22 protein-coding genes are annotated in these 23,483 nt (G+C 73.4%); 20 read left to right on the top strand and 2 right to left on the bottom strand.

What is annotated here, in order from left to right; genetic code table 11:
* Positions 1–262 precede the first annotated feature (262 nt).
* Together ACIA8Q_RS28875 and ACIA8Q_RS28870 are read right to left on the bottom strand one after the other, a co-directional pair.
* Complete coding sequence (locus tag ACIA8Q_RS28875) at positions 263–901, bottom strand: TIGR03085 family metal-binding protein (protein ID WP_360212484.1); 639 nt, start codon at positions 899–901, stop codon at positions 263–265.
* A 25-nt stretch (positions 902–926) separates the two neighbouring features.
* A complete protein-coding gene (locus ACIA8Q_RS28870; protein ID WP_387898515.1) occupies positions 927–1,508 on the bottom strand; it encodes a hypothetical protein in 582 nt (193 codons plus the stop codon).
* A 125-nt stretch (positions 1,509–1,633) separates the two neighbouring features.
* Here ACIA8Q_RS28870 and ACIA8Q_RS28865 point away from each other — a divergent pair, with 125 nt between their 5' ends.
* From ACIA8Q_RS28865 to ACIA8Q_RS28770, 20 genes are all read left to right on the top strand, one after another.
* Entirely contained in the window at positions 1,634–2,110 is a 477-nt protein-coding gene (locus tag ACIA8Q_RS28865) for a hypothetical protein (RefSeq protein WP_387898518.1), read from the top strand.
* A gap of 72 nt (positions 2,111–2,182) precedes the next feature.
* Entirely contained in the window at positions 2,183–2,554 is a 372-nt protein-coding gene (gene hisI, locus ACIA8Q_RS28860) for a phosphoribosyl-AMP cyclohydrolase (RefSeq protein WP_360212478.1), read from the top strand.
* Positions 2,555–2,644: 90 nt separating this feature from the next.
* Positions 2,645–4,168 carry an anthranilate synthase component I gene (locus ACIA8Q_RS28855; protein ID WP_360212476.1) on the top strand — a complete coding sequence of 508 codons (1,524 nt, stop codon included), beginning with the start codon at positions 2,645–2,647 and terminating at the stop codon, positions 4,166–4,168.
* Between the two features lie 41 nt (positions 4,169–4,209).
* Positions 4,210–4,683: a hypothetical protein gene (locus ACIA8Q_RS28850; protein ID WP_360212474.1), complete on the top strand. Its 474-nt coding sequence runs from the start codon at positions 4,210–4,212 to the stop codon at positions 4,681–4,683.
* Positions 4,684–4,709: 26 nt separating this feature from the next.
* Positions 4,710–5,312, top strand: coding sequence for a TIGR02234 family membrane protein (locus tag ACIA8Q_RS28845; protein ID WP_360212472.1), 603 nt, complete (start codon positions 4,710–4,712; stop codon positions 5,310–5,312).
* A 135-nt stretch (positions 5,313–5,447) separates the two neighbouring features.
* On the top strand, positions 5,448–5,720 hold the full coding sequence (locus ACIA8Q_RS28840; RefSeq protein WP_360212470.1) for an HGxxPAAW family protein: 273 nt from the start codon (positions 5,448–5,450) through the stop codon (positions 5,718–5,720).
* 88 nt (positions 5,721–5,808) lie between these two features.
* Entirely contained in the window at positions 5,809–6,249 is a 441-nt protein-coding gene (locus ACIA8Q_RS28835; protein WP_360212468.1) for a DUF2752 domain-containing protein, read from the top strand.
* Between the two features lie 350 nt (positions 6,250–6,599).
* The gene (gene trpC / locus ACIA8Q_RS28830) at positions 6,600–7,406 is read left to right on the top strand and encodes an indole-3-glycerol phosphate synthase TrpC (RefSeq protein ID WP_360212466.1); all 807 of its coding nucleotides are present in this window, start codon (positions 6,600–6,602) and stop codon (positions 7,404–7,406) included.
* A gap of 9 nt (positions 7,407–7,415) precedes the next feature.
* Positions 7,416–7,604 carry a tryptophan biosynthesis modulator TrpM gene (gene trpM, locus ACIA8Q_RS28825; protein WP_396317935.1) on the top strand — a complete coding sequence of 63 codons (189 nt, stop codon included), beginning with the start codon at positions 7,416–7,418 and terminating at the stop codon, positions 7,602–7,604.
* Positions 7,605–7,615: 11 nt separating this feature from the next.
* Positions 7,616–8,899, top strand: a complete 1,284-nt coding sequence (gene trpB / locus ACIA8Q_RS28820) for a tryptophan synthase subunit beta (RefSeq protein ID WP_396317934.1) — start codon at positions 7,616–7,618, stop codon at positions 8,897–8,899.
* Between the two features lie 2 nt (positions 8,900–8,901).
* Positions 8,902–9,711, top strand: coding sequence for a tryptophan synthase subunit alpha (gene trpA, locus ACIA8Q_RS28815; protein ID WP_360212463.1), 810 nt, complete (start codon positions 8,902–8,904; stop codon positions 9,709–9,711).
* A 246-nt stretch (positions 9,712–9,957) separates the two neighbouring features.
* Positions 9,958–10,209 carry a hypothetical protein gene (locus tag ACIA8Q_RS28810; RefSeq protein ID WP_360212461.1) on the top strand — a complete coding sequence of 84 codons (252 nt, stop codon included), beginning with the start codon at positions 9,958–9,960 and terminating at the stop codon, positions 10,207–10,209.
* Positions 10,210–10,371: 162 nt separating this feature from the next.
* The gene (locus tag ACIA8Q_RS28805; protein ID WP_360212459.1) at positions 10,372–10,890 is read left to right on the top strand and encodes a MauE/DoxX family redox-associated membrane protein; all 519 of its coding nucleotides are present in this window, start codon (positions 10,372–10,374) and stop codon (positions 10,888–10,890) included.
* A gap of 68 nt (positions 10,891–10,958) precedes the next feature.
* Positions 10,959–11,822 (top strand): thioredoxin domain-containing protein, encoded by an 864-nt coding sequence (locus tag ACIA8Q_RS28800; RefSeq protein WP_360212457.1) that lies wholly within the window; start codon positions 10,959–10,961, stop codon positions 11,820–11,822.
* A gap of 193 nt (positions 11,823–12,015) precedes the next feature.
* Entirely contained in the window at positions 12,016–13,044 is a 1,029-nt protein-coding gene (gene lgt / locus ACIA8Q_RS28795) for a prolipoprotein diacylglyceryl transferase (protein ID WP_396317933.1), read from the top strand.
* A gap of 159 nt (positions 13,045–13,203) precedes the next feature.
* Positions 13,204–13,926 carry a VIT1/CCC1 transporter family protein gene (locus ACIA8Q_RS28790; protein ID WP_360212499.1) on the top strand — a complete coding sequence of 241 codons (723 nt, stop codon included), beginning with the start codon at positions 13,204–13,206 and terminating at the stop codon, positions 13,924–13,926.
* Positions 13,927–14,428: 502 nt separating this feature from the next.
* A complete protein-coding gene (gltB, locus tag ACIA8Q_RS28785; RefSeq protein ID WP_360212498.1) occupies positions 14,429–19,030 on the top strand; it encodes a glutamate synthase large subunit in 4,602 nt (1,533 codons plus the stop codon).
* A complete protein-coding gene (locus tag ACIA8Q_RS28780) occupies positions 19,023–20,483 on the top strand; it encodes a glutamate synthase subunit beta (protein ID WP_360212454.1) in 1,461 nt (486 codons plus the stop codon). The genes gltB and ACIA8Q_RS28780 overlap by 8 nt, the downstream gene beginning before the upstream one ends.
* Before the next feature lie 527 nt (positions 20,484–21,010).
* Positions 21,011–21,877, top strand: a complete 867-nt coding sequence (locus ACIA8Q_RS28775) for a helix-turn-helix transcriptional regulator (RefSeq protein ID WP_360212452.1) — start codon at positions 21,011–21,013, stop codon at positions 21,875–21,877.
* An 84-nt stretch (positions 21,878–21,961) separates the two neighbouring features.
* Entirely contained in the window at positions 21,962–23,419 is a 1,458-nt protein-coding gene (locus ACIA8Q_RS28770) for an aldehyde dehydrogenase family protein (RefSeq protein ID WP_396317932.1), read from the top strand.
* Positions 23,420–23,483: the final 64 nt, after the last annotated feature.

The raw sequence follows: 23,483 nt of genomic DNA, 5'->3' as shown, positions 1-23,483 counted from the left end.
GGGGGGCGCCGGGCGGTTGTGTCTTTGGTCTTCGCACACCTAATTCTGCGTGTTGGTGGGGGGTTTGTGGTGACCGGTGGTGGGTCGGCCTCACGGCGCGGGCGCCGTGAGGCCGACGGGGTCTTGGGTGCGTCGGCCTCCTCCGTGGAGGAGGCCGACGCCACTCACCGCTTCTTCGCGGGGTGTTCCTCCGCTGGCCCACCTCGCCGCCTCGGCGAGGTGGGCCAGCAGGAGTGAATGACCCCTGCCTTGATCGGAGGGGCTACGGGAGCGGGAGGATGTGGCGGAGGGCTTCGACGGCGTCGGGGGCGCCGTCGGCGGTGAGGGTGGTGCGGGCGCCGCGGCCGTAGACGAAGAGGACCAGCTCGCCCGGCTCGCCGGTGAGGCGGACGGTGGGGGCGCCGGCGGGGCCGACGGTGAGGGAGCGGCCGTCGGGGCGCTCCAGGACGAGGCGGACGGGGGAGCGGCGGCCAGCCTCGAAGCGGGCGATCATCGGCAGGCGGCGCCAGAGCGCGTCGGCGCGGCCGGGCGGCACCGGGCGGGCGGTCCACTCCTCGCCCGCGCGCGCGACGTCCTCGGCGTGCACGAAGTACTCGACGGTGTTGGCGGCCTCGTCCGCGCCGGGCAGGGCGAACAGGGAGAGCAGCGGCGGGCCTGCGCGGAACGTGCGCACCAACTCCTCGTACGGGCGCCCGGCGTAGTCGTCCTGCACCCGCCGGGTCCAGTCGGCGAGCGCGCCGATCCGGATGCCGGCCGCCGCGTCGGCCCGGCGCTCGCGGATCACCAGGTGGGCGGCGAGGTCCCGGGTGGTCCACCCGGCGCAGAGGGTGGGGGCGTCAGGCCCGGCGGCGGCCAGGAGTTCGGCGAGACGGTGGCGCTCGGCGAGGGCGTGGTTCGACATGCCGCCAGCCTACGGCGTGGACAGGTCAGCGCAGGGCGCCGGTGAGCTTGGGCCCGCCCTGCTTGTTGCTGAGGGTCAGGGTGCAGGTGTAGTCCCGCCAGCCCTGCTGGTAGTTGGTGCCGGCGGGGCCGAACTGGCGCCCGTAGTACGTCTTTCCGTCGTTCTGGCGGGCCTTGGCGGCGGCCTCGGCCTCCTTGCAGCCCTCCCGCATGGCGAGCGCGATCGGGATCTCGCCGGCCAGTCCGTCGGCCAGTTTGAGGTCGGCGATGACCTGGCCGTCGTGCTCGCCGGTGCAGGGGCGTTCCTCGGCCTTGGTGATCACCGGGCTCAGCTGCGGGTGGTCGAAGCAGGCGCCGACCGGGAAGAAGGCGTACGGCGGGGTCTTCGTCGGGGCGGGGGTCGGTGTCGGGGTGGGCGTCGGCGTGGGGGTCGGGGTGGCCGTGGGGGTGGGCGGGGGCGGCGCGGCGGCGGGCTTCCGCTCCTCCGGCCAGAGCAGGACGGTGGCCACCACCGCGAGCAGCACGGCCAGGACCGCCGCGACGGTGAGGACCAGGCCCCGGGACGGGCGGGATTCGGCGGCTGCGGGCGGCTGCTGCTCGGAGGTCATGGCCACGAGGATGGCCCACCGGGGGCCCGCCCGGCAGGAGGTTGGCCGAAATCGTCCCGGTACCGAGCGTCCGCGCGCCGTCGGATAGGCTCCCGGCGGCACGACACGAGTCCCGGGAGCTGGGAATGCGCGTCGGAATCACCGGTCACCAGGGTCTGTCGGGCGGCATCACGGAGATGCTGGTCCGCGGCGACCTCTGGCAGCTGGTCACCACCTTCGGCCCGTACGAACTGGTCGGCGTCAGTTGCGTCGAGGAGGGGCCGGAGAGCTGGTTCGCCCGCTCCGTCCTGGAGCACGGCGGCAAACTGGAGGTGATCGTCCCCGCGAGCGCCCCCGCGGTCGGCCGTGCCGACGACGGGCACCGGGCCACCCGGCTGCGCCTGTTGAACGAGGCCAACGCCGTCCACCGGCTGGCCGCCGTGGAGCGCGGCGGACTCGGCGACGACACCGGGCGCGCCCTGGTCGGCATGATCGACGAGCTGATCGCGGTCTGGGACGGCGAACCCGGCAGCGAACCCGCCCGGATCGCCGGACTGGCCGAGGCCGCCGGGCTGTTCGTCCACCGGATCTGGCCGTCCGGCTGCGAACGCGAGGCGTCGTAGGGCGTGTCCGGCAGGTGTCGGGGCCGGTCCGGCACGTGCCGGGGGCCGGGCCCGGACTGCAACAATGGCCCCATGTCCACCACACCCGCCGCCCCCGGCACCACCGCCCTGGCCCCCGAGATCGCCGCCCGCCTCAAGCGGACCGAGGACGGCCTGCTCCCGGCCATCGCGCAGCAGTACGACACCGGTGAGGTGCTGATGCTCGGCTGGATGGACGACGAGGCGCTGCACCGCACGCTCACCACCGGCCGCTGCACCTACTGGAGCCGCAGCCGCAGCGAGTACTGGGTGAAGGGCGACACCTCCGGCCACGTCCAGGCGGTCAAGTCGGTGGCGCTGGACTGCGACGGCGACACGCTGCTGGTCAGGGTCGACCAGACCGGCGCGGCCTGCCACACCGGGGACCGCACCTGCTTCGACGCCGACGTGCTCCCGCTCTCCTGAACCCCGCGTCCCCCGACTGAACCCCGCGTCCCCCGACCGAACCCCGCCTCCCCCCGACCCCGACCGGAACTCCAGAAGGTGCCGCCCGCCATGGAACTCGAAGCCTTCCGCAAGCTCGCCGTCGACACCCGGGTCATCCCGGTCACCCGCAGGCTCCTCGCGGACGGTCTCACCCCGATCGGCCTGTACCGCAGCCTCGCCGCCGAGCGACCCGGCACCTTCCTGCTGGAGTCCGCCGAGCAGGGGCGCAGCTGGTCGCGCTACTCCTTCGTCGGCGTGCGCAGCGCCGCCGTGCTCACCGCCGGCCCGGACGGCGACGCCCGCTGGCTGGGCACCCCGCCGGTCGGCATCCCCACCACGGGGGACCCGCTGCAGGTGCTGCGCGCCGCCCTGGAGGCGCTGCACACCCCGCGGCACACCGACGACGGCCTGCCGCCGCTCACCGGCGGCCTGGTCGGCTACCTCGGCTACGACGTGGTCCGCCGGCTGGAGAAGCTGCCCGACCTCAACCCGGACGACCTGAAGCTGCCCGAGCTGACCATGCTGCTCGCCACCGACCTCGCCGTGCTCGACCACGCCGACGGCACGGTGCTGCTGATCGCCAACGCCGTCAACCACAACGACCTGGCCAGCGGCGTGGACGAGGCCCACGCGGACGCGGTGGCCCGGCTCGACGCCATGGAGGCCGACCTGCTCAAGCCGGTCGACCCGGGCCTGGCCACCTTCACCCCCTCCGGCCCCGGCGAGGCCCGCTCCCCGTTCGGCGGCGCGCCGTACCGGGCGGCCGTCGAGGAGGTCAAGGAGCGGATCCGGGCCGGCGAGGCCTTCCAGGTCGTCCCCTCGCAGCGCTTCGAGGCCCCCTGCCCGGCCTCCGCGCTGGACGTCTACCGCGTCCTGCGCACCACCAACCCCAGCCCGTACATGTACCTGTTCCGCTTCCCCGGGCCGGACGGCGGTGCCGAGGGCGGCTTCGACGTGGTCGGCTCCAGCCCGGAGGCGCTGGTCAAGGTCACCGAGGGCGAGGCGATGCTGCACCCGATCGCCGGCACCCGGCACCGCGGCGCCACCCCGCACGAGGACGCGGCACTGGCCGCCGAGCTGCTCGCCGACCCCAAGGAGCGGGCCGAGCACCTGATGCTGGTCGACCTCGGCCGCAACGACCTGGGGCGGGTCTGTGAGCCGGGCAGCGTGGAGGTGGTCGACTTCATGCAGATCGAGCGCTACAGCCACGTGATGCACATCGTCTCCACCGTCACCGGCACGGTCGCACCCGGGCGGACCGCCTTCGACGTGCTGACCGCCTGCTTCCCCGCCGGCACCCTCTCCGGTGCGCCCAAGCCGCGGGCGATGCGGATCATCGAGGAGCTGGAGCCCACCCGCCGCGGCCTCTACGGCGGCTGCGTCGGCTACCTGGACTTCGCCGGGGACTCCGACACCGCGATCGCCATCCGCACCGCCGTGCTGCGCGACGGCACCGCCTACGTGCAGGCCGGGGCGGGTGTCGTCGCCGACTCCGACCCGCACGGGGAGGACACCGAGTGCCGCAACAAGGCGGCCGCCGTGCTGCGGGCCGTCGCCACCGCCAATACGCTGCGGACGCCGGAGATGTCGTAGGACGCCGCAACCGTCGAGGGGCGTCGAGAGAGGCGGCCGGGATGACCGAGGAGCCGCAGGGCGGGCCGGGGCGCGCGGCCCTGCACAGTGCCGCCGCCCAGATCGGCGAACAGCTGGCGGGCCGCGGCCGGGTGCTGCGCGGGGTGGTGGTCGACGCCCCGGGGGCGTCCGGCGGCGGCCTCACCGCCGACCTGGCCGTCGTCGCCCCGGACGCCCGGCCCGACGACCGCGGCCGCCACCCGGGCGCCGGTGTCGAGGCGGTGCTGGAGGCGGCCGGGCCGCACCCGGCCGGGACGGCACGGGCGTACGCGCTCGGCGGGATCCCGCTGTACGTGGTGGTCGACACGGCGGCCGCGGTCTGCACCGTGCACACCGCGCCGTCCGCCGACGGCGCCTACCGGGAGGCCGAGCGGGTGCCGTTCGGCAACGACCTGTTCCTGCCGCTCGGCGGGCGCACGGTCGTGCTGCGCACCGACGAGTTCCCGACCGGGCCGCCCACCCCGGGTTCGGTGTGACGCGTCGGGCGGGGGATAGTGGACGGGTGACCGCTCCTGACCAGACCCCCGCCCCCGCCGCCCCGGCCCCCTCCGCGGGCCGCCGGACGCTCGGCGTGATGCTGCTGCTGACCGTGCTGAGCGCCGTCCTGGTGCTGACCGCCGTCGGCCGGGTCTGGGCGGAGGGCCGGGCCGGCACCCTGGCGGTGTCCGTCACCGGCGGCGCGATCTCCGAACTGCCCGGCGGGCTGGCCCTGGTGGGCCTCGCGGCGGCCGTGGCGGTGTTCGCGGTGCGCGGCGCAGGCCGGCTCGCGGTGGGCGCGCTGACCCTGCTGGCGGGTCTCGGCGCGGCCGCCGCCTCCGCCGCGGGCGCCGGCGACACCGCCGCGCTGGACGCCGAGGCGGCCCGCAAGCTGGCCCTGACCGGCTCGGCGGCCACCGGGGTCGGCCACACCGGCTGGCCGTGGGTGGCCCTGGTCGGCGGACTGCTGCTGGCCGTCGCCGGGCTGCTCACCCTCCGCTACGGCCGCGGCTGGCCGGCGATGGGCAGCCGGTACGAGGCGCCGACCCGCAAGGCCCCGGCGCGGAGCGAGACCCCGGCGGACCTGTGGAAGGCCCTGGACCGCGGCGAGGACCCGACGTCCGGCTGACCGGCACGCGTGTGACGCGATAGACCCGGCACCCGCTTTGGGGAGCCGGTGTGTGGCCCGGCACAATGGAGGTCGTCAACCCGCCGGCGGCCCCGCAGGCCCGGCCGGGCCCCGAGAGGCTAGGAGCACCATCAGATGGCAGCAGCAGCACACGGTCACACCCCCGCCGCCTGGACCGGCGTGACCATCTCCTTCATCGGTTCCGGGATCGCGGGGGTCGCGATGATCCTCCCGTCGGTGCTGCTGGTCTGGGCCGGCCTGGCGGTCGTCCTGGCCGGTGGCGTGGTCGGCAAGGCCATGTCGATGGCGGGCATGGGCAAGCAGCCCAGCACCAACGTCTACGCCTCGCGCGAGGAGCAGGCCGAGGCCCACGCGGCCCGCGCCGCCCTCGCCGCCGCCACCGCCTGACGACGGACCTTCCGCGGACGACGGAACGGCGGGCGCGGCGCGCCCGCCGTTCCGTTCCGTCCGGGCCCGACACGGGCACAATCGGGGCGTGAACGCCGCCCCCACCGCCTCCGCCCCGCCGCCCGTCCTGCGCCGGCTGGGCCCGCCGCTGGCCGCGCTGGCGGCGGTGGCCGTCCCCACCGCCTTCGTCGCCGTGGTGGACCCGAACTCCCCCGGGCACTACCCCGACTGCCCGTTCCTGACCGCCACCGGCTGGTGGTGCCCCGGCTGCGGGGGGCTGCGCTGCGTGCACGCGCTGACCCACGGCGACCTGACCGGAGCCCTGCACGACAACGCGGTGGCCGTGCTGCTCCTCGGCGTGCTGGCGCTGCTCTGGCTGCGCTGGGGCTGGGCCGCGCTGACCGGCGGCCCGCGCCCCCGGCTCGTGGTCGGCGGCCGGCGCTGGGTGCTGATCGCGCTGCTGGTCCTGGTGTTCACCGTGGTGCGCAACCTGCCGGTCGGCGCGGGACTGGCCCCGCCGCTGGTCTGAGCGGCGGGCACCGGTCCACATGGTGGGCCGGTGATCGGTCCACTCGATCCACCGGGGGCTTCGAGGACCGGTGGACGTCCGGTGAAACCGCAGTTGAGAGCCGCTCCAGGGGGCGTCCGGTCCGCGAGACGCGCCCCGGGCGGATGCGCCCCGCGCCCCCCGGTGCCGATACCATCGAAGAGCCACCGGGTCCGTCCCGGTCGGCTCGTCGCTAGCGAACTAGCAGAAATGATGGGGGCACTTCGCGTGAGCGAGCGATGGGGGTACCTCCAGCCGCAGGCTGGGGGAGAGCGAACCATTGACAGGTGCGTGTTGCGCGCAGCGCCTGCCGAGCGAAGCGAGGTGGGCGCATGAGTGTGCTCGACACGATCATCGAGGGGGTCCGCGAGGACCTCGCCGAACGCCAGGCCCGGGTCTCCCTGGACGAGCTCAAGGAGCGCGCCGCCAAGGCCCCCGAGGCCAAGGACGGCGTCGCCGCCCTGAAGGGCGACGGGGTCCGGGTGATCTGCGAGGTGAAGCGCTCCAGCCCGTCCAAGGGCGCGCTGGCCGCGATCGCCGACCCGGCCGCACTGGCGGGCGACTACGCGGCCGGCGGAGCCGCCGCGATCAGCGTGCTGACCGAGCAGCGCCGCTTCGGCGGGTCGCTGGCCGACCTGGACGCCGTCCGCGCCGCGGTGGACACCCCGCTGCTGCGCAAGGACTTCATCGTCACCGCGTACCAGCTGTGGGAGGCTCGGGCGCACGGCGCCGACCTCGCGCTGCTGATCGTCGCCGCCCTCGAGCAGCCGGCCCTGGTGTCGCTGATCGAGCGCGCCGAGTCGATCGGCCTCACCCCGCTGGTCGAGGTGCACGACGAGGAGGAGATCAAGCGCGCGGTGGACGCCGGGGCGCGGATCATCGGCGTCAACGCCCGCAACCTCAAGACCCTCGAGGTGGACCGCAACACCTTCGGCAACGTGGTCCACGCCATCCCGGACAGCGTCGTCAAGGTCGCCGAGTCCGGCGTGCGCGGCCCGCTGGACGTGATCTCCTACGCCAACCTGGGCGCCGACGCGGTGCTCGTGGGCGAGTCCCTGGTGACCGGCAAGGACCCGCGCGCCGCGGTCGCCGACCTGGTCGCCGCCGGGGCCCACCCCGCCGTCCGGCACAAGGACTGACCGGCCGACATGAAGATCGCCACCCGCCTCGCCCCCGGTTGCCGCCCGCGCGGCTGCCGCGCGCCCGCACGCCGGGTGCTGGGGCGGCGGGTGCGGTACGTGATCGGCTGCGAGCCCGGGCAGGTGCCGGGCCGCCGATGGCGGCGGACGTTCGGCCGGTCCCGGCCAGAAGACGTCACTGTCGTCATCTCCCCCTAAGGACTTCCACCATGTCCGACAAGTCCGCGAAGGACTACCTCCCCGGCGCCCAGGTGCCGGACGCCCGGGGCTACTTCGGCGCCTACGGCGGCCGTTTCATCCCGGAGGCGCTGGTCGCCGCCGTCGAGCAGGTCGCCGAGGAGTACGAGAAGGCCAAGTCCGACCCGGCCTTCACCGCCGAGCTGGACGCCCTGCTCAAGGACTACACCGGCCGGCCGAGCCCGCTGACCGACGTGCACCGCTTCTCCGCCGAGGCGGGCGGCGCGCGCGTCCTGCTCAAGCGCGAGGACCTCAACCACACCGGCTCGCACAAGATCAACAACGTGCTGGGCCAGGCCCTCCTCACCCGGCGGATGGGCAAGACCCGGATCATCGCCGAGACCGGCGCCGGCCAGCACGGCGTGGCCACCGCGACCGCCTGCGCGCTGTTCGGCTTCGACTGCACCATCTACATGGGCGAGGTCGACACCCAGCGCCAGGCGCTGAACGTCGCCCGGATGCGGATGCTGGGCGCCGAGGTGGTGTCCGTCACCTCCGGCAGCCGCACCCTCAAGGACGCCATCAACGAGGCGTTCCGCGACTGGGTCGCCAACGTGGACTCCACCCACTACCTGTTCGGCACCGTCGCCGGCCCGCACCCCTTCCCGATGATGGTCCGCGACTTCCACCGGGTCATCGGCGTCGAGGCGCGCCAGCAGGTCCTCGACCGCACCGGGCGGCTGCCCGACGCCGTCGTCGCCTGCGTCGGCGGCGGCTCCAACGCGATGGGCATCTTCCACGAGTTCATCCCCGACGCCGGCGTGCGCCTGATCGGCTGCGAGGCCGCCGGCGAGGGCGCCGAGACCCCCCGGCACGCCGCCACCCTCACCAAGGGCGACCCCGGCGTGCTGCACGGCTCGCGCACCTACGTCCTGCAGGACGAGGACGGCCAGACCATCGAGTCGCACTCCATCTCGGCCGGCCTCGACTACCCGGGCGTCGGCCCGGAGCACGCCTGGCTGAAGGACTCCGGCCGGGCCGAGTACCGCCCCGTCACCGACGACGCCGCCATGCAGGCGCTGCGGCTGCTGTCCCGCACCGAGGGCATCATCCCGGCCATCGAGAGCGCCCACGCGCTCGCCGGGGCCCTCGAACTGGGCCGTGAACTCGGGCCCGAGGCCACCATCCTGGTCTCGCTCTCCGGGCGCGGCGACAAGGACATGCACACCGCGGCCGAGTACTTCGGCCTGTACGACGAGCCGGCCGGCGACGCGGCCCACGACTCGGCCCACGACTCGGCCCACGGGGGTAAGTGACCATGGCATCGAAGCTCAGCGGCATCCTGGCCGCCGCCAAGGCGGAGAACCGCGCCGCGCTGATCGGCTACCTGCCGGCCGGCTTCCCGACCGTCGACGGCGGCATCCGGGCGGTCAACGCCCTGATCGAGGGCGGCTGCGACGTCGTCGAGGTCGGCCTGCCGCACTCCGACCCGGTCCTGGACGGCGCCGTCATCCAGACCGCCGACGACATCGCGCTGCGCGGCGGCGTGCGGATCAAGGACGTGCTGCGCACCGTCCAGGAGGTCGCCACCGCGCACCCCGAGGCGGCGGTGCTGGTGATGACGTACTGGAACCCGGTCGAGCGCTACGGCACCGCGCGCTTCGCCGCCGACCTCGCCGCCGCGGGCGGCGTCGGCTGCATCCTGCCCGACCTGCCGGTCGAGGAGTCCGAGGAGTGGCGCAAGGCGGCGGAGGAGCACGGCCTGGACACCGTGTTCGTGGTCGCCCCGAGCAGCAAGGACCACCGCCTGGCCGAGGTCACCGCGGCCGGCAGCGGCTTCGTCTACGCCGCCGCCGTGATGGGCGTGACCGGCACCCGCACCCAGGTCGGCTCGCTCGCCGAGGACCTGGTCGCCCGCACCCGGGCCACCACCGACCTCCCGGTCTGCGTGGGCCTCGGGGTCTCCACCGCGGAGCAGGCCGCCGAGGTGGCGGGCTTCGCGGACGGCGTGATCGTGGGCTCCGCGTTCGTGAAGCGGATCCTGGAGGCCGGGGACGACGAGGCGGCCGCGCTGGACGCGGTGCGCGCCGTCGCGGGCGACCTGGCGGCGGGCGTCCGCCGGCGCTGACCCGCACCCGCACCACCCGACGGCCCGCCACCCCCCTCGCGCAGGGGGGTGGCGGGCCGTCGCCCTTCGTGGCCCGCACCCGGACCGCCCGGGGGACGGGTGGCGGGCGTGCGGCGCAGCGGTGCGGCCCCGAACGGGTGAACAGCGCCGGGGACACGCATCAGGCGGGGTTGACCGGCGTTGAGTGGAGGGACGAGTGCACGGGCGACGTGCACGAGGTCGCCGAGCGAACGAAGGGGTGAGCCGGTGCCGGGTCTCCATCGGGCCGTTCTGCTGCGCGCGGCGGCCGCCGCGCTGGCCCTCGGCGCCGCCGTCGGGGCGCACACCGAGGTGGGGCAGGCGCTGGCCAAGCGCGGCGCCGAACGGGCCGTGCGGGACGCGCACGCCTGCGCGGAGGCAGCCCGGTGGGACGCCGCCGAACGGGCCGCCCGCCCGCACCACGCGGGCCGGGCCGACCCGACCGACCCGGTCCGCCCGCCCGGCTGCCACCGGCTCTGAGGCGCGCCGGGCGCCGCCGGACTGGGAACGGGTGTTCGCCGAATACGGACACACCGTCATCAGCCGTCACTCGTCCGGCTTAATTCCTGAATATGGAGGAACCACCCCTCGTCCCTTACGGTTCGTCAGGAAGTGAACGAGTTTCCCAAGGGGGGTTCCCTGATGGCCGGCCCGGCAGCGCAGCCCGGCGACTCGGCGCCCGCACCGGCGGCGCGGCCGTCGGATCCGGCCTGGAGCCTGTGGCTGGGCACCGCCGCCAGGCTCGGCCTCGCGGTGGTCTGGGGCTGGGCGGGCCTCGCCAAGATCGCCGACCCGGCGGAGGCCGCCCAGGCCGTCCGCGCCTACGAGATCCTGCCCGAAGGCCTGGTCAAACCGGTCGGCTACGCCCTGCCCTTCCTGGAGCTGGCGCTCGCCCTGCTGCTGGTGATCGGCCTCGGCGTGCGGATCGTCGCCGGCGTCTCCGCGGTGCTGCTGCTCGCCTTCATCGCCGGGATCGTCTCCGCCTGGGCGCGCGGCATCTCGATCGACTGCGGCTGCTTCGGCGGCGGCGGGCACGTCGACGCCTCGCAGACCGAGTACCTGCAGGAGATCCTGCGCGACACCGGCTTCCTGCTGCTCGCCGGGTGGCTGCTGTGGCGGCCCCGCACCAAGTTCTCGGCGGACGGCTGGCTCGCGAGCTGACCGGCCGGCCCCGCCGCACCCCGACCACCCCACCCCACGAAGGCCCTCCGACTGTGGATGTCAAGGCAATGAGCGAGAAGAACCGAGAAGGCAAGCGCACCGCCCGCGAGCGGATGCAGGCGCAGCGGGCGGCCGAGGAGGCCGCGTCCCGGCGGAAGAAGAAGCTGATCGTGGGCGGCGTGGTGCTCGCGGTGATCGCCGCCGCCGTGGTCACCGGCGTCGTGGTGCAGAACCAGCGCTCCAAGCCGGAGACCCCGACGGCCGCCCCCGCCGGGACCATCGGCGACAAGAACCTGGTCATCCCGGTCGGCTCGGCCAACGCCCCGTCCGTCCTCACCGTCTACGAGGACCCGCGCTGCCCGGCCTGCGGCATCTTCGAGCGCGAGTTCTCGCCGACCGTCGACCAGCTCGAGGACGCCGGCAAGATCTCCACCAACTACCACATCGTGTCGTTCATCGACCGGGCCGTCCCCGGCAAGGGCTCCAAGACCGCGGCCAACGCGCTGGCCTGCGCCCAGGACGCCGGGCACTTCCGGGACTACCACGACGTGCTCTACCGCAACCAGCCGGACGAGACCAGCGACGCCTTCGGGGACAAGGCCGTCCTGCTCAACCTCGCCAAGCAGGTCAACGGCCTCGACACCCCCGCCTTCCAGGCCTGCGTCAACGACAACAAGTTCGGCGGGTGGGTCTCCTCGGTGCAGCAGGACTTCGACAAGTCCAGCTACAAGTCGACCCCGACCGTGCTGCTCAACGGCCAGCCGATCTACCCCAAGAACGGCTCCGAGGAGATCACCCCGGCCAACCTGACGAAGTGGGTCGACGCCGCCAACCAGGGCAAGCAGCTCGGCACCCCCGGCTCCAACGGGCAGACTCCGGCGCCCACCAGCACCGCGTCGGAGGCCAACAACCCGTCCCCCAACGCCGGCTGAGCTCCGGAGCCGGTCCGGCCGCTCCCGCCCGGGCGCACCGGATCCACCGGACGGGCTCCACCCCGCCGGGCGCAGCCGCCGCTCCCTCCCCGTCCGGAGGGGGCGGCGGCGTCGTCGCGTGGCCCGTTGTTCGGTTTCTGTGACCCCGGGGGTGTCCGGCGGGGGCCGCGGACCCTGTAGCGTCGGAACCGCCATGGATATCGCCTACATTCCCAGCCCGTCGCGGGGCGTCCTGTACCTCGGACCCGTCCCGCTGCGCGCCTACGCCTTCTGCATCATCCTCGGTGTCGTCGTGGCCGTCTGGCTCGGCAGCAAGCGCTGGGTCGCCCGGGGCGGTGCCAAGCACACGGTCGGCGACATCGCCGTCTGGGCCGTGCCCTTCGGCCTGGTCGGCGGCCGGCTCTACCACGTGATCACCGACCACCAGCTGTACTTCGACGAGGGCAAGAACCCCTGGAACGCCTTCAAGATCTGGGAGGGCGGCCTCGGGATCTGGGGCGCGATCGCGCTGGGCGCGGTCGGCGCCTGGATCGGCGCCCGCCGCCGGGGCGTGCCGCTGCCCGCCTACGCCGACGCCATCGCGCCGGGCATCGCGCTCGCGCAGGCGCTGGGCCGCTGGGGCAACTACTTCAACCAGGAGCTGTACGGCCGCCCGACCACGCTGCCGTGGGGCCTGGAGATCGACAGGACGCTGCCCGGCGGTGAGGTCGTCAAGGGCGTCTACCACCCGACCTTCCTCTACGAGTCGATCTGGTGCGTCGCCGTCGCGCTGCTGGTGATCTGGGCGGACCGCCGCTTCACCCTGGGCCACGGGCGGGCGTTCGCGCTGTACGTGGCCGCGTACACGGTGGGCCGGTTCTGGACGGAGTGGCTGCGGATCGACGAGGCGCACGTCTACTTCGGCCTGCGGCTGAACGACTGGACCTCGATCCTGGTGTTCCTGGGCGCCGTGGCGTACCTGGTGATCGTCGGGAAGAAGCGGCCCGGCCGGGAGGACCCGGCCACCATCGACCCCGCCGCGCACGAGTCGGAGCCGGAGGCCGCCGAGGCCGCGGACGGGGCCGGCAAGGCCCGCGCCGGGGCGGACGAGGAGCCGGCCGACCGGGCGCCGGAGGGTGCCGCCGGGAGGAAACCGTCCCGGTCCGTGGACGGCGAGGAGGCCGGGGAACCGGCCGGCGGAGCCGCCGACGCCACCGGCAAGGACGCCAAGAACCTGACCTGACCTGGGACTTCACCCCGGACCGGCCGCCCCCGCGATGCTTGCGGAGGGCGGCCGTCGCGGTGTTCGGACAGCCTTACTTTGCTGGAAGTGCCCAGGTCAGGGCGGCTACGTTCAAGACAGACGACTTGAACGGAGGGGACGACCGTGAGCGCGACCACCCTGGAGCCCGAGGCCGGGCAGCACCCCCGCATACCCGCGGCGGACCACCACCGGGACGTGAACGGCGGCTGGCTGCGGCCCGCCGTGTTCGGCGCGATGGACGGCCTGGTCTCCAACTTCGCCCTGATGACCGGTGTGGTCGGCGGCGCGGCGTCCAACGGCACGGTCGTGCTGACCGGGCTCGCCGGGCTGGCGGCCGGTGCCTGCTCGATGGCGGCGGGGGAGTACACCTCGGTCGCCTCGCAGGCCGAGCTGGTCCAGGCGGAGATCGAGGTCGAGCGGCTGGAGCTGAGCCGCAACCCGCACGGCGAGCTGGCCGAGCTGGCGCAGCTGTACGTCTCCCGCGGGGTGGAGCCGGAGCTGGCCCACGAGGTCGCCCGGCAGCTGTCGGCCAATCCGGACCAGGCCCTGGAGGTCCACGCCCGGGAGGAGCTGGGCGTCGACCCCAACGACCTGCCGTCGCCGTGGGTGGCCGCCGGGTCCTCGTTCGTCTGCTTCGCGGTGGGTGCGCTGCTGCCGCTGCTGCCGTACCTGCTGGGGGCGACCTCGCTGGTGCCCGCGCTGCTGCTGTCGGCGGCGGGGCTGTTCCTGTGCGGCGCGGTGGTGGCCCGGGTGACGGCGCGCAGCTGGTGGTTCAGCGGGCTGCGGCAGCTGGTGCTGGGCGGGGCGGCGGCGGGGGTGACGTACCTGCTGGGGTGGCTGATCGGCGGCCACGTCGGCTGACCGGGCGGGCCCGCCGACCGGACGGCCGGACGGCCGGACCGGAGAGCGGGCCGGAGGGCGGGCCGGGGTGGTGGGGGAGCGCTGTGCGATGCCACAGCGGAGTGCATGACTATGCTGGTCAATGCGTGACGTTCCACACATGGATCCCCGGTACCGCCTGGCCTAGTCTCATCATCCGAGCTCAGGAACCGTGGATTCGCATCCGCGGGCAGAGCCTCGGGATGGAATCGCAGGACGCCATGATCGTCCTGTGTGGCGATCGGGTTTCGCCCCTGTTTCAGGCGGCCGACCGCCGGGCACAATCGTCGGGACGTGCACCGTGGCACGTCCCCCCATTGCCCCCTTGACCTGCGGATCCGTCCGCCATGTGGACCGGATATTCCACTTCCCGGGATCTTGGGCATCATGTAACTTGCACGAAATCGCATCAGGGCCAGCGTCGTCCCTCCTTGCACCACACCGCCGAAAGACGACGACGGGAGAGCCGATGCTGTCTGCATCCATGCACTCCGCCAACGAGCCCCAGGCCGGCGCCTCCCGCCGGCCGTACGCGCTCGTTCCGGATGCGCGACCTACCGCTCAGGGCCTGTACGACCCGCGAAACGAGCACGACGCCTGCGGCGTCGGTTTCGTCGCCACGCTGACCGGCATCGCCGACCACACCATCGTCGAGCAGGCGCTGACCGTCCTGCGCAACCTGGAGCACCGCGGCGCCACCGGCGCCGAGCCCGACTCCGGCGACGGCGCGGGCATCCTCACCCAGGTCCCGGACGCCTTCCTGCGCGGCAAGGTCGACTTCGACCTCCCCGCCGCCGGCGCCTACGCCGTCGGCATCGCCTTCCTGCCCGACCAGGACGACGAGGCCGCCGCCGCCGTCGCGCAGATCGAGGGCATCGCCGCCGAGGAGGGCTTCACCGTCCTCGGCTGGCGCGACGTCCCGGTCACCCCCGACCTGCTCGGCGCCACCGCCCGCTCGGTCATGCCCCGCTTCCGGCAGCTCTTCCTCGGCAAGGACGGCCAGGCCGGCATCGAGCTGGACCGCACCGCCTTCGTCGTCCGCAAGCGCGCCGAGCGCGAGGCCGGGGTCTACTTCCCGTCGCTGTCCGCGCGCACCATCGTCTACAAGGGCATGCTGACCACCGGCCAGCTGGAGCCCTTCTTCCCCGACCTGTCGGACCGCTCCTACGCCTCCGCCATCGGCCTGGTGCACTCGCGCTTCTCCACCAACACCTTCCCGAGCTGGCCGCTCGCCCACCCGTACCGCTTCGTCGCCCACAACGGCGAGATCAACACGGTCAAGGGCAACCGCAACTGGATGAGCGCCCGCGAGTCCCAGCTCGCCACCGACCTGATCCCCGCCAACAGCAAGGGGCAGGGCCTGGAGCGGATCTTCCCGGTCTGCACCCCGGACCACTCCGACTCGGCCTCCTTCGACGAGGTCCTGGAGCTGCTCCACCTCGGCGGCCGCTCGCTCCCGCACTCGGTGCTGATGATGATCCCGGAGGCGTGGGAGAACCACGCCACCATGGACCCGGCCCGCCGCGCGTTCTACCAGTACCACTCCAACCTGATGGAGCCCTGGGACGGCCCGGCCTGCGTCACCTTCACCGACGGCACCCAGGTCGGCGCCGTGCTCGACCGCAACGGCCTGCGCCCGGCCCGCTACTGGATCACCGAGGACGGCCTGGTCGTCCTCTCCTCCGAGGTCGGCGTGCTCGACATCGAGCAGGAGAAGGTCGCCAAGAAGGGCCGCCTGCAGCCCGGCCGGATGTTCCTCGTCGACACCGCCGAGGGCCGCATCGTCGAGGACGAGGAGATCAAGTCCGCCCTCGCCGCCGAGCACCCCTACGCGGACTGGGTCGCCGCCGGGCAGATCCAGCTCGCCAAGCTGCCCGAGCGCGAGCACATCGCCCACACCCACGCCTCGGTCACCCGCCGCCAGCAGACCTTCGGGTACACCGAGGAGGAGCTGCGCGTCATCCTCGCGCCGATGGCCAAGACCGGCGCCGAGGCGCTCGGCTCGATGGGCACCGACTCGCCGATCGCCGCGCTCAGCGAGAAGCCCCGTCTGCTCTTCGACTACTTCGTCCAGCTCTTCGCGCAGGTCACCAACCCGCCGCTGGACGCCATCCGCGAGGAGCTCGTCACCTCGCTGCTCAGCAACCTCGGCCCCGAGGGCAACCTGCTGGCCGCCGAGGCCGCCTCCTGCCGCTCCGTCGGCATCACCTTCCCGGTGATCGACAACGACGAGCTGGCCAAGCTCGTCCACATCAACGCCGACGGCGACCAGCCCGGCCTCAAGGCCGTCACGCTCTCCGGCCTGTACAAGGTCGGTGCCGGCGGCGCGGGCCTGGCCGCCCGGCTGACCGCGATCGCCGCCGAGGCCGACGCCGCGATCGCCGACGGCGCCCGGATCATCGTGCTCTCCGACCGGCACTCCGACGCCGAGCACGCCCCGATCCCCTCGCTGCTGCTCACCTCCGCGATCCACCACCACCTCATCCGCACCAAGCAGCGCACCCAGGTGTCGCTGCTGGTCGAGGCCGGTGACGTCCGCGAGGTGCACCACGTCGCGCTGCTGATCGGCTACGGCGCCGGCGCGGTCAACCCGTACCTGGCCATGGAGTCCGTCGAGGACCTCGTCGCCCAGGGCGTGTTCATCCAGGGCGTCGAGCCCGAGAAGGCCATCAAGAACCTGATCAAGGCGCTCGGCAAGGGCGTGCTCAAGGTCATGTCCAAGATGGGCATCTCCACCGTCGCCTCCTACCGCGGCGCCCAGGTCTTCGAGGCCATCGGCCTCTCCCAGGACCTGGTGGCCGGCTACTTCGCCGGCACCACCACCAAGCTCGGCGGCATCGGCCTGGACGAGATCGCCAAGGAGACCGCCGCCCGCCACGCCAAGGCCTACCCGGCCTCCGGCATCCCCGCCGCGCACCGCGCGCTGGAGATCGGCGGGGAGTACCAGTGGCGCCGCGAGGGCGAGCCGCACCTGTTCGACCCGGACACCGTCTTCCGGCTGCAGCACTCCACCCGCAACCGCCGCTACGACATCTTCAAGCAGTACACGGACCGGGTGAACGAGCAGTCCACCCGCCTGATGACGCTGCGCGGCCTGTTCGAGCTGGACGCCCTCGGCCGGACCCCCGTCCCCGTGGAGGAGGTCGAGCCGGTCTCCGCGATCGTCAAGCGCTTCTCCACCGGCGCGATGTCCTACGGCTCCATCTCCCGCGAGGCCCACGAGACCCTCGCCATCGCGATGAACCGCCTCGGCGGCAAGTCCAACACCGGCGAGGGCGGCGAGGACCCGGACCGCCTGTACGACCCCGAGCGCCGCTCGGCGATCAAGCAGGTCGCCTCCGGCCGCTTCGGCGTCACCTCCGAGTACCTCGTCAACGCCGACGACATCCAGATCAAGATGGCCCAGGGCGCCAAGCCCGGCGAGGGCGGCCAGCTGCCCGGCCACAAGGTCTACCCGTGGGTCGCCAAGACCCGGCACTCCACCCCGGGTGTCGGTCTGATCTCGCCGCCGCCGCACCACGACATCTACTCGATCGAGGACCTGGCGCAGCTGATCCACGACCTCAAGAACGCCAACCCGGCGGCCCGCATCCACGTGAAGCTGGTCTCGGAGGTCGGCGTCGGAACGGTCGCCGCGGGCGTCTCCAAGGCGCACGCGGACGTCGTCCTCGTCTCCGGCCACGACGGCGGAACCGGCGCCTCCCCGCTCACCTCGCTCAAGCACGCCGGCGGCCCCTGGGAGCTCGGCCTCGCCGAGACCCAGCAGACCCTGCTGCTCAACGGCCTGCGCGACCGCATCGTCGTGCAGACCGACGGCCAGCTCAAGACCGGCCGCGACGTCGTCATCGCCGCGCTGCTCGGCGCGGAGGAGTTCGGCTTCGCCACCGCCCCGCTGGTCGTCTCCGGCTGCATCATGATGCGCGTCTGCCACCTGGACACCTGCCCGGTCGGCGTCGCCACCCAGAACCCGGTGCTGCGCGAGCGCTTCTCCGGCAAGCCCGAGTTCGTGGTCAACTTCTTCGAGTTCATCGCCGAGGAGGTCCGGGAGATCCTGGCCTCGCTGGGCTTCCGCTCGATCGAGGAGGCCGTCGGCCACGCCGAGCACATCAACGCCCAGGGCGCGATCGACCACTGGAAGGCCGCCGGGCTCGACCTGGCCCCGCTCTTCCACGTCCCCGCGCTCCCGGACGGCGCGGCGCGCCACTGCACCACCACCCAGGACCACGCCCTGGACAAGGCCCTGGACAACCAGCTGATCACGCTGGCCGAGGACGCCCTGGAGCGCGGCGACGCCGTCCGCATCCAGCTGCCGATCCGCAACGTCAACCGCACGGTCGGCACCATGCTCGGCCACGAGGTGACCAAGCGCTACCGCGGCGAGGGCCTGCCCGAGGGCACCATCGACGTGACCTTCACCGGCTCCGCCGGCCAGTCCTTCGGCGCCTTCGTGCCGCGCGGCGTGACCCTGCGCCTGGAGGGCGACGCCAACGACTACGTCGGCAAGGGCCTCTCCGGCGGCGTCGTGGTCGTCCGCCCCGCCCGCGACGCCGCGGCCATCGGCAACGACGCCCAGAACCACGTCATCGCCGGCAACACCATCGGCTACGGCGCCACCGCCGGGCGGATCCACCTGCGCGGCAAGGCCGGCGAGCGCTTCGCCGTCCGCAACTCCGGCGCCACCCTGGTCGTCGAGGGCGTCGGCGACCACGGCCTGGAGTACATGACCGGCGGCCGGGTCGTCATCCTCGGCGAGACCGGGCGCAACCTCGCGGCCGGCATGTCCGGCGGCATCGCCTACGTGCTGGACCTGCGCCCCGCGAACGTCAACGACGGACTGGTGGGCATCGAGGCCCCCGGCGCCGCCGACCGCGAATGGCTGCGCGAGACCGTGCAGCAGCACTACGAGGAGACCGGCTCCACCGTCGCCGCCGAACTCCTGGCCGACTGGGGCGGCGGGGTGTCCCGCTTCTCCAAGATCATGCCGACCGACTACAAGGCAGTGCTCGCCGCCAAGGACGCCGCTGAGCGCGATGGCCTCTCCGAGGCCGAGACCACTCGCAAGATGATGGAGGCGGCTAATGGCTGACCCCAAGGGCTTCCTGACCACGCCCAAGCAGCTGGCCGAGCGCCGTCCCGTGGACGTCCGTCTGCGGGACTGGAACGAGGTCTACGTCGAGCGCAGCCTCCTGCCGATCATCACCAAGCAGGCCGGCCGCTGCATGGACTGCGGCATCCCGTTCTGCCACAACGGCTGCCCGCTCGGGAACCTCATCCCCGAGTGGAACGACCTCGCCTACCGGGACGACTTCGTCGGCGCGATCGAGCGCCTCCACGCGACGAACAACTTCCCGGAGTTCACCGGCCGCCTCTGCCCGGCGCCCTGCGAGTCGGCCTGCGTGCTCGGCATCAACCAGGACGCGGTGACCATCAAGAACGTCGAGGTCACCATCATCGACAAGGCCTGGGACCGGGGCGGCGTCACCCCGCAGGTCCCCGAGCGCCTCTCCGGCAAGACCGTGGCCGTCGTCGGTTCCGGCCCGGCCGGCCTGGCCGCCGCCCAGCAGCTCACCCGGGCCGGGCACACCGTGGTGGTGTACGAGCGCGCCGACCGCATCGGCGGACTGCTGCGCTACGGCATCCCCGAGTTCAAGATGGAGAAGCGCCACATCAACCGCCGCATCGAGCAGATGCGCGCGGAGGGCACCCGCTTCCGCACCGGCGTCCACGTCGGCGAGGACATCACCGGCCAGCAGCTGCGCGAGCGCTTCGACGCCGTCGTCGTCGCCGCCGGCGCCACCACCGCCCGCGACCTGCCCGTCCCCGGGCGCGAGCTCAAGGGCGTCCACCAGGCCATGGAGTACCTGCCGCTGGCCAACAAGGTGCAGGAGGGCGACTTCGTCGAGTCGCCGATCAGCGCCAAGGGCAAGCACGTCGTCGTCATCGGCGGCGGCGACACCGGCGCCGACTGCGTCGGCACCGCCCACCGCCAGGGCGCGGCCTCCGTCACCCAGCTGGAGATCATGCCCCGCCCCGGCGAGGAGCGCCCCGGCCACCAGCCCTGGCCGACCATGCCGATGACCTACAAGGTCACCTCCGCGCACGAGGAGGGCGGCGAGCGGATCTACTCCGTCAACACCACCCGCTTCACCGGCGACGAGGACGGCAACGTCCAGGAGCTCCACCTCGTCGAGGTCGAGTTCAAGGACGGCAGGTTCGAGCCCGTCCCCGGCACCGAGCGGTCCATCCCGGCCCAGCTCGTCACCCTGGCCATGGGCTTCACCGGGACGGACGTGCGCAACGGCCTGGTCGAGCAGCTGGGAGTGGACCTCGACGCGCGCGGTAACATTGGCCGCGACGGCCGGTTCGCCACCAATGTCGATGGCGTGTACGTCTGCGGAGACGCCGGCCGTGGCCAGTCGCTGATCGTCTGGGCCATCGCGGAAGGCCGCTCGGCCGCCGCCGCCGTGGACAAGCACCTCGGAGGCAAGACCCCGCTGCCCGCCCCGATCCGGCCCACCGACCGCCCCCTGGTGGTCTGACGGCCCGACCGGCCATCCGGTCCCGACCGGTCCCCACCCGGTCCCGACCGACCCCCGAACGCCCGGCGCCGCATCGCCGGGAGCTCAACCCGCTGCCCCCGCCAGCGTCGCCGGGCCAACGCGGTCTCCTGGCGCCCGCCCTCTTCCCCGACCAGTTGGAGGGCGGGCGCCGTCGCGTTCCCGCACGCCGGTGCGCGGCGCTGCGCGCCCGGCGGGGTCCGCGCGTTCCGGTGGGTGGCGTTCCCGTACCCGGCAGGGTTCCCCGCGCCCCGGTCCGAAGCGCTCCGCGCCCGGCGCGCGGCGGACGGGCCGCCCCGCCGCGGGCGCCCCGCGCGAGGCGTCGCTAGCGGCTCCGCCGGTGTCAAGCAGCACCGGCGTTTCCAGGCATTTCCCAGCCACCAGGACTACCGTTGGCGCAGCCCGACGCCGCCCCGGACGGCGTCCCCGGACGGGCTGTTGCTCGTCGGTGCCAGGTGGCAGACTGCCGCCGACGGCCGGGGGGCTGCGCGAGCGCGGAGGTTGAGGCGATGAGCACGACTCAGGCAGGCGGAGGCGCCACGGTACGGCGGCTGATGCTCGGCTCCCAGCTGCGGAAGCTCCGCGAGGCCAGGGGCGTCAGTCGCGAGGAGGCCGGCTACTCGATCCGCGCCTCCGAGTCCAAGATCAGCCGGATGGAGCTCGGCCGGGTCGGCTTCAAGGAACGCGACGTCGCCGACCTGCTCACCCTCTACGGCGTCGACGCCGAACAGGAGCGCGCCACCGTCCTCGGCCTGGTCCGCGACGCCAACGCCACCTCCTGGTGGCACGAGTACGGCGACGTCCTGCCGCCCTGGTTCCAGAACTACGTCGGCCTGGAGGAGGCCGTCGCCGAGATCCGCAGCTACGAGGTCCAGTTCGTCCACGGGCTGCTGCAGACCCCCGACTACGCCCGGGCCGTCATCGCCGCCGGCGGCCACGTCACCGAGCCCGCCGAGATCGAACGCCGGGTCGAGGTCCGGCTCAGGCGCCAGGAACTGCTCACCGGCGACCACGCGCCCCGCCTGCTCGCCGTCCTCGACGAGGCCGCGCTGCGCCGCCCCTGGGGCGGGCCCGAGCTGATGCGCAACCAGATCGACCGGCTGCTGGAACTCGGCGAACTCCCCAACGTCCGGCTGCAGGTGCTGCCGCTCGGCTGCGCCGGGCTGAGCGCCGAGGGCGGCGCCTTCACCGTGCTCGGCTTCGCCGAACCCGAACTCGCCGACGTCGTCTACCTGGAGCAGTTCACCACCGCGCTCTACCTGGACAAACCCGCCGAGGTCAGCGAGTACCGGCACGCCATGGACGGCCTGGCCGCCGACAGCCTCAGCCCGGAGCTGACCCGCGAACTCCTGCACTCCGTACGCCAAGAGCTCTGACGCGCACGTACGATGATGCCTCATCAGGTCGGGCCGGAACGGCTCGTCCCCCGGGACACCCCGGACCGGCACGAGGGGCATCAGATGTCGTACTTCTCCGAGTTGGCGCTGCAGTACATCGACGGCGAGTGGCGCAGCGGTACCGGCTCCTGGGACATCGTCGACGTCGACCCCTACACCGGTGACAAGCTCGCCACCATCACCGTCGCCACCGTCGGAGAGGTCGACCGGGCCTACCGCGCCGCCGCCCGGGCCCAGCAGCAGTGGGCCGCGACCAACCCCTACACCCGCCGGCTCGTCTTCGAGCGGGTGCTGCGGCTGCTGGAGGAGCGCGAGGACGCGATCACCCTCGCCATCATGACCGAACTGGGCGGCACCGCCCTCAAGGCCGGCTTCGAGCTCTCCCTCGTCAAGGACGTGCTCCGGGACTGCCTGCAGCTCTCGCTCAGCCTGGAGGGGCGTCTGCTGCCCTCGACCGCGCCGGGCCGGGAGAACCGGCTCCACCGGCTGCCGGTCGGCGTGGTCGGCGTGATCAGCCCGTTCAACTTCCCGCTGTTCCTGGCGATCAAGGCGCTGGCGCCCGCCCTGGCCCTCGGCAACGGCGTCGTGCTCAAGCCGCACCAGGAGACCCCGGTGGTCGGCGGCACCCTGATCGCCAAGCTCTTCGAGGACGCCGGTCTGCCGCCCGGCCTGCTCAACGTCGTGGTCACCGACATCGCCGAGATCGGCGACGCGTTCCTCGAGCACCCGGTGCCCAAGGTCATCTCCTTCACCGGCTCCGACCGGATCGGCCGGCACGTCGCCACCGTCGCCGCCGCGCACTTCAAGCGGACCGTGCTCGAACTCGGCGGCAACAGCGCGCTGATCGTGCTCGACGACGCCGACCTCGACCTCGCCGTGTCCGCCGCCGTGTTCAGCCGCTTCGCCCACCAGGGCCAGGTCTGCATGGCCGCCAACCGGATCCTGGTCGACCGCGTCGTCGAGGCCGAGTTTACCGAGAAGTTCGTCGCCAGGGTCGCCGCGCTGACCGTCGGCGACCCCAAGGACCCGGCCACCCAGATCGGCCCGCTGATCAACCCCGTCCAGGCCGACGCCCTCACCGCCCAGGTCGACCAGTCCGTCGCAGCGGGCGCCACCGCCCTGCTGCGCGGCACCACCACCGGCAGCCTGATGGAGCCCGTGGTGCTCACCGGCCTCGCCGCGGACGATCCGATCCTCCGGCGCGAACTCTTCGGCCCCGTCGTCCTCGTGCTGCCCTTCGACGGCGAGGACGAGGCCGTCCGGATCGCCAACGACACCCCCTTCGGGCTCAGCGGCGCCGTGCACACCGCCGACGTCGAGCGCGGCGTGCGGATCGCGCACCGGATCGAGGCCGGCATGGTCCACGTCAACGGGGGCACCATCGCCGACGAGCCCGCGGTGCCGTTCGGCGGGGAGAAGAACTCCGGGGTCGGGCGGCTCAACGGGGAGTCGACGGTGGACGCGTTCACGACCGTGAAGTGGATCTCCGTCCAGCGCGAGCGGGCCGTGTTCCCGTTCTGACGGCTTCGCCGCGGCGCGCGGGCCGGGGGCGTCGCGTCCGGGGGTGGGCGGGTCCGGAGCGTCC

Source organism: Kitasatospora sp. NPDC051705, assembly GCF_044453265.1.
Taxonomy (GTDB): Bacteria; Actinomycetota; Actinomycetes; order Streptomycetales; family Streptomycetaceae; genus Kitasatospora.
Note: the sequence above shows the minus strand (reverse complement) of the source record. Positions and strands in the feature narration are given on the sequence as shown.

What these genes read in the sequence shown, in the direction of transcription:
- ACIA8Q_RS28865 (WP_387898518.1), top strand. Translation starts at nt 1,634, where the DNA reads ATGCGCGTCGGAATCACCGGTCACCAGGGTCTGTCGGGCGGCATCACG.
- ACIA8Q_RS28770 (WP_396317932.1), top strand. Translation starts at nt 21,962, where the DNA reads ATGTCGTACTTCTCCGAGTTGGCGCTGCAGTACATCGACGGCGAGTGG.
- ACIA8Q_RS28800 (WP_360212457.1), top strand. Translation starts at nt 10,959, where the DNA reads ATGAGCGAGAAGAACCGAGAAGGCAAGCGCACCGCCCGCGAGCGGATG.
- trpM (WP_396317935.1), top strand. Translation starts at nt 7,416, where the DNA reads ATGAAGATCGCCACCCGCCTCGCCCCCGGTTGCCGCCCGCGCGGCTGC.
- ACIA8Q_RS28875 (WP_360212484.1), bottom strand. Translation starts at nt 901, where the DNA reads ATGTCGAACCACGCCCTCGCCGAGCGCCACCGTCTCGCCGAACTCCTG.
- ACIA8Q_RS28780 (WP_360212454.1), top strand. Translation starts at nt 19,023, where the DNA reads ATGGCTGACCCCAAGGGCTTCCTGACCACGCCCAAGCAGCTGGCCGAG.
- ACIA8Q_RS28775 (WP_360212452.1), top strand. Translation starts at nt 21,011, where the DNA reads ATGAGCACGACTCAGGCAGGCGGAGGCGCCACGGTACGGCGGCTGATG.
- trpB (WP_396317934.1), top strand. Translation starts at nt 7,616, where the DNA reads ATGTCCGACAAGTCCGCGAAGGACTACCTCCCCGGCGCCCAGGTGCCG.
- trpA (WP_360212463.1), top strand. Translation starts at nt 8,902, where the DNA reads ATGGCATCGAAGCTCAGCGGCATCCTGGCCGCCGCCAAGGCGGAGAAC.
- gltB (WP_360212498.1), top strand. Translation starts at nt 14,429, where the DNA reads ATGCACTCCGCCAACGAGCCCCAGGCCGGCGCCTCCCGCCGGCCGTAC.
- ACIA8Q_RS28855 (WP_360212476.1), top strand. Translation starts at nt 2,645, where the DNA reads ATGGAACTCGAAGCCTTCCGCAAGCTCGCCGTCGACACCCGGGTCATC.
- hisI (WP_360212478.1), top strand. Translation starts at nt 2,183, where the DNA reads ATGTCCACCACACCCGCCGCCCCCGGCACCACCGCCCTGGCCCCCGAG.
- lgt (WP_396317933.1), top strand. Translation starts at nt 12,016, where the DNA reads ATGGATATCGCCTACATTCCCAGCCCGTCGCGGGGCGTCCTGTACCTC.
- ACIA8Q_RS28840 (WP_360212470.1), top strand. Translation starts at nt 5,448, where the DNA reads ATGGCAGCAGCAGCACACGGTCACACCCCCGCCGCCTGGACCGGCGTG.
- ACIA8Q_RS28870 (WP_387898515.1), bottom strand. Translation starts at nt 1,508, where the DNA reads ATGACCTCCGAGCAGCAGCCGCCCGCAGCCGCCGAATCCCGCCCGTCC.
- ACIA8Q_RS28850 (WP_360212474.1), top strand. Translation starts at nt 4,210, where the DNA reads ATGACCGAGGAGCCGCAGGGCGGGCCGGGGCGCGCGGCCCTGCACAGT.
- ACIA8Q_RS28805 (WP_360212459.1), top strand. Translation starts at nt 10,372, where the DNA reads ATGGCCGGCCCGGCAGCGCAGCCCGGCGACTCGGCGCCCGCACCGGCG.
- trpC (WP_360212466.1), top strand. Translation starts at nt 6,600, where the DNA reads ATGAGTGTGCTCGACACGATCATCGAGGGGGTCCGCGAGGACCTCGCC.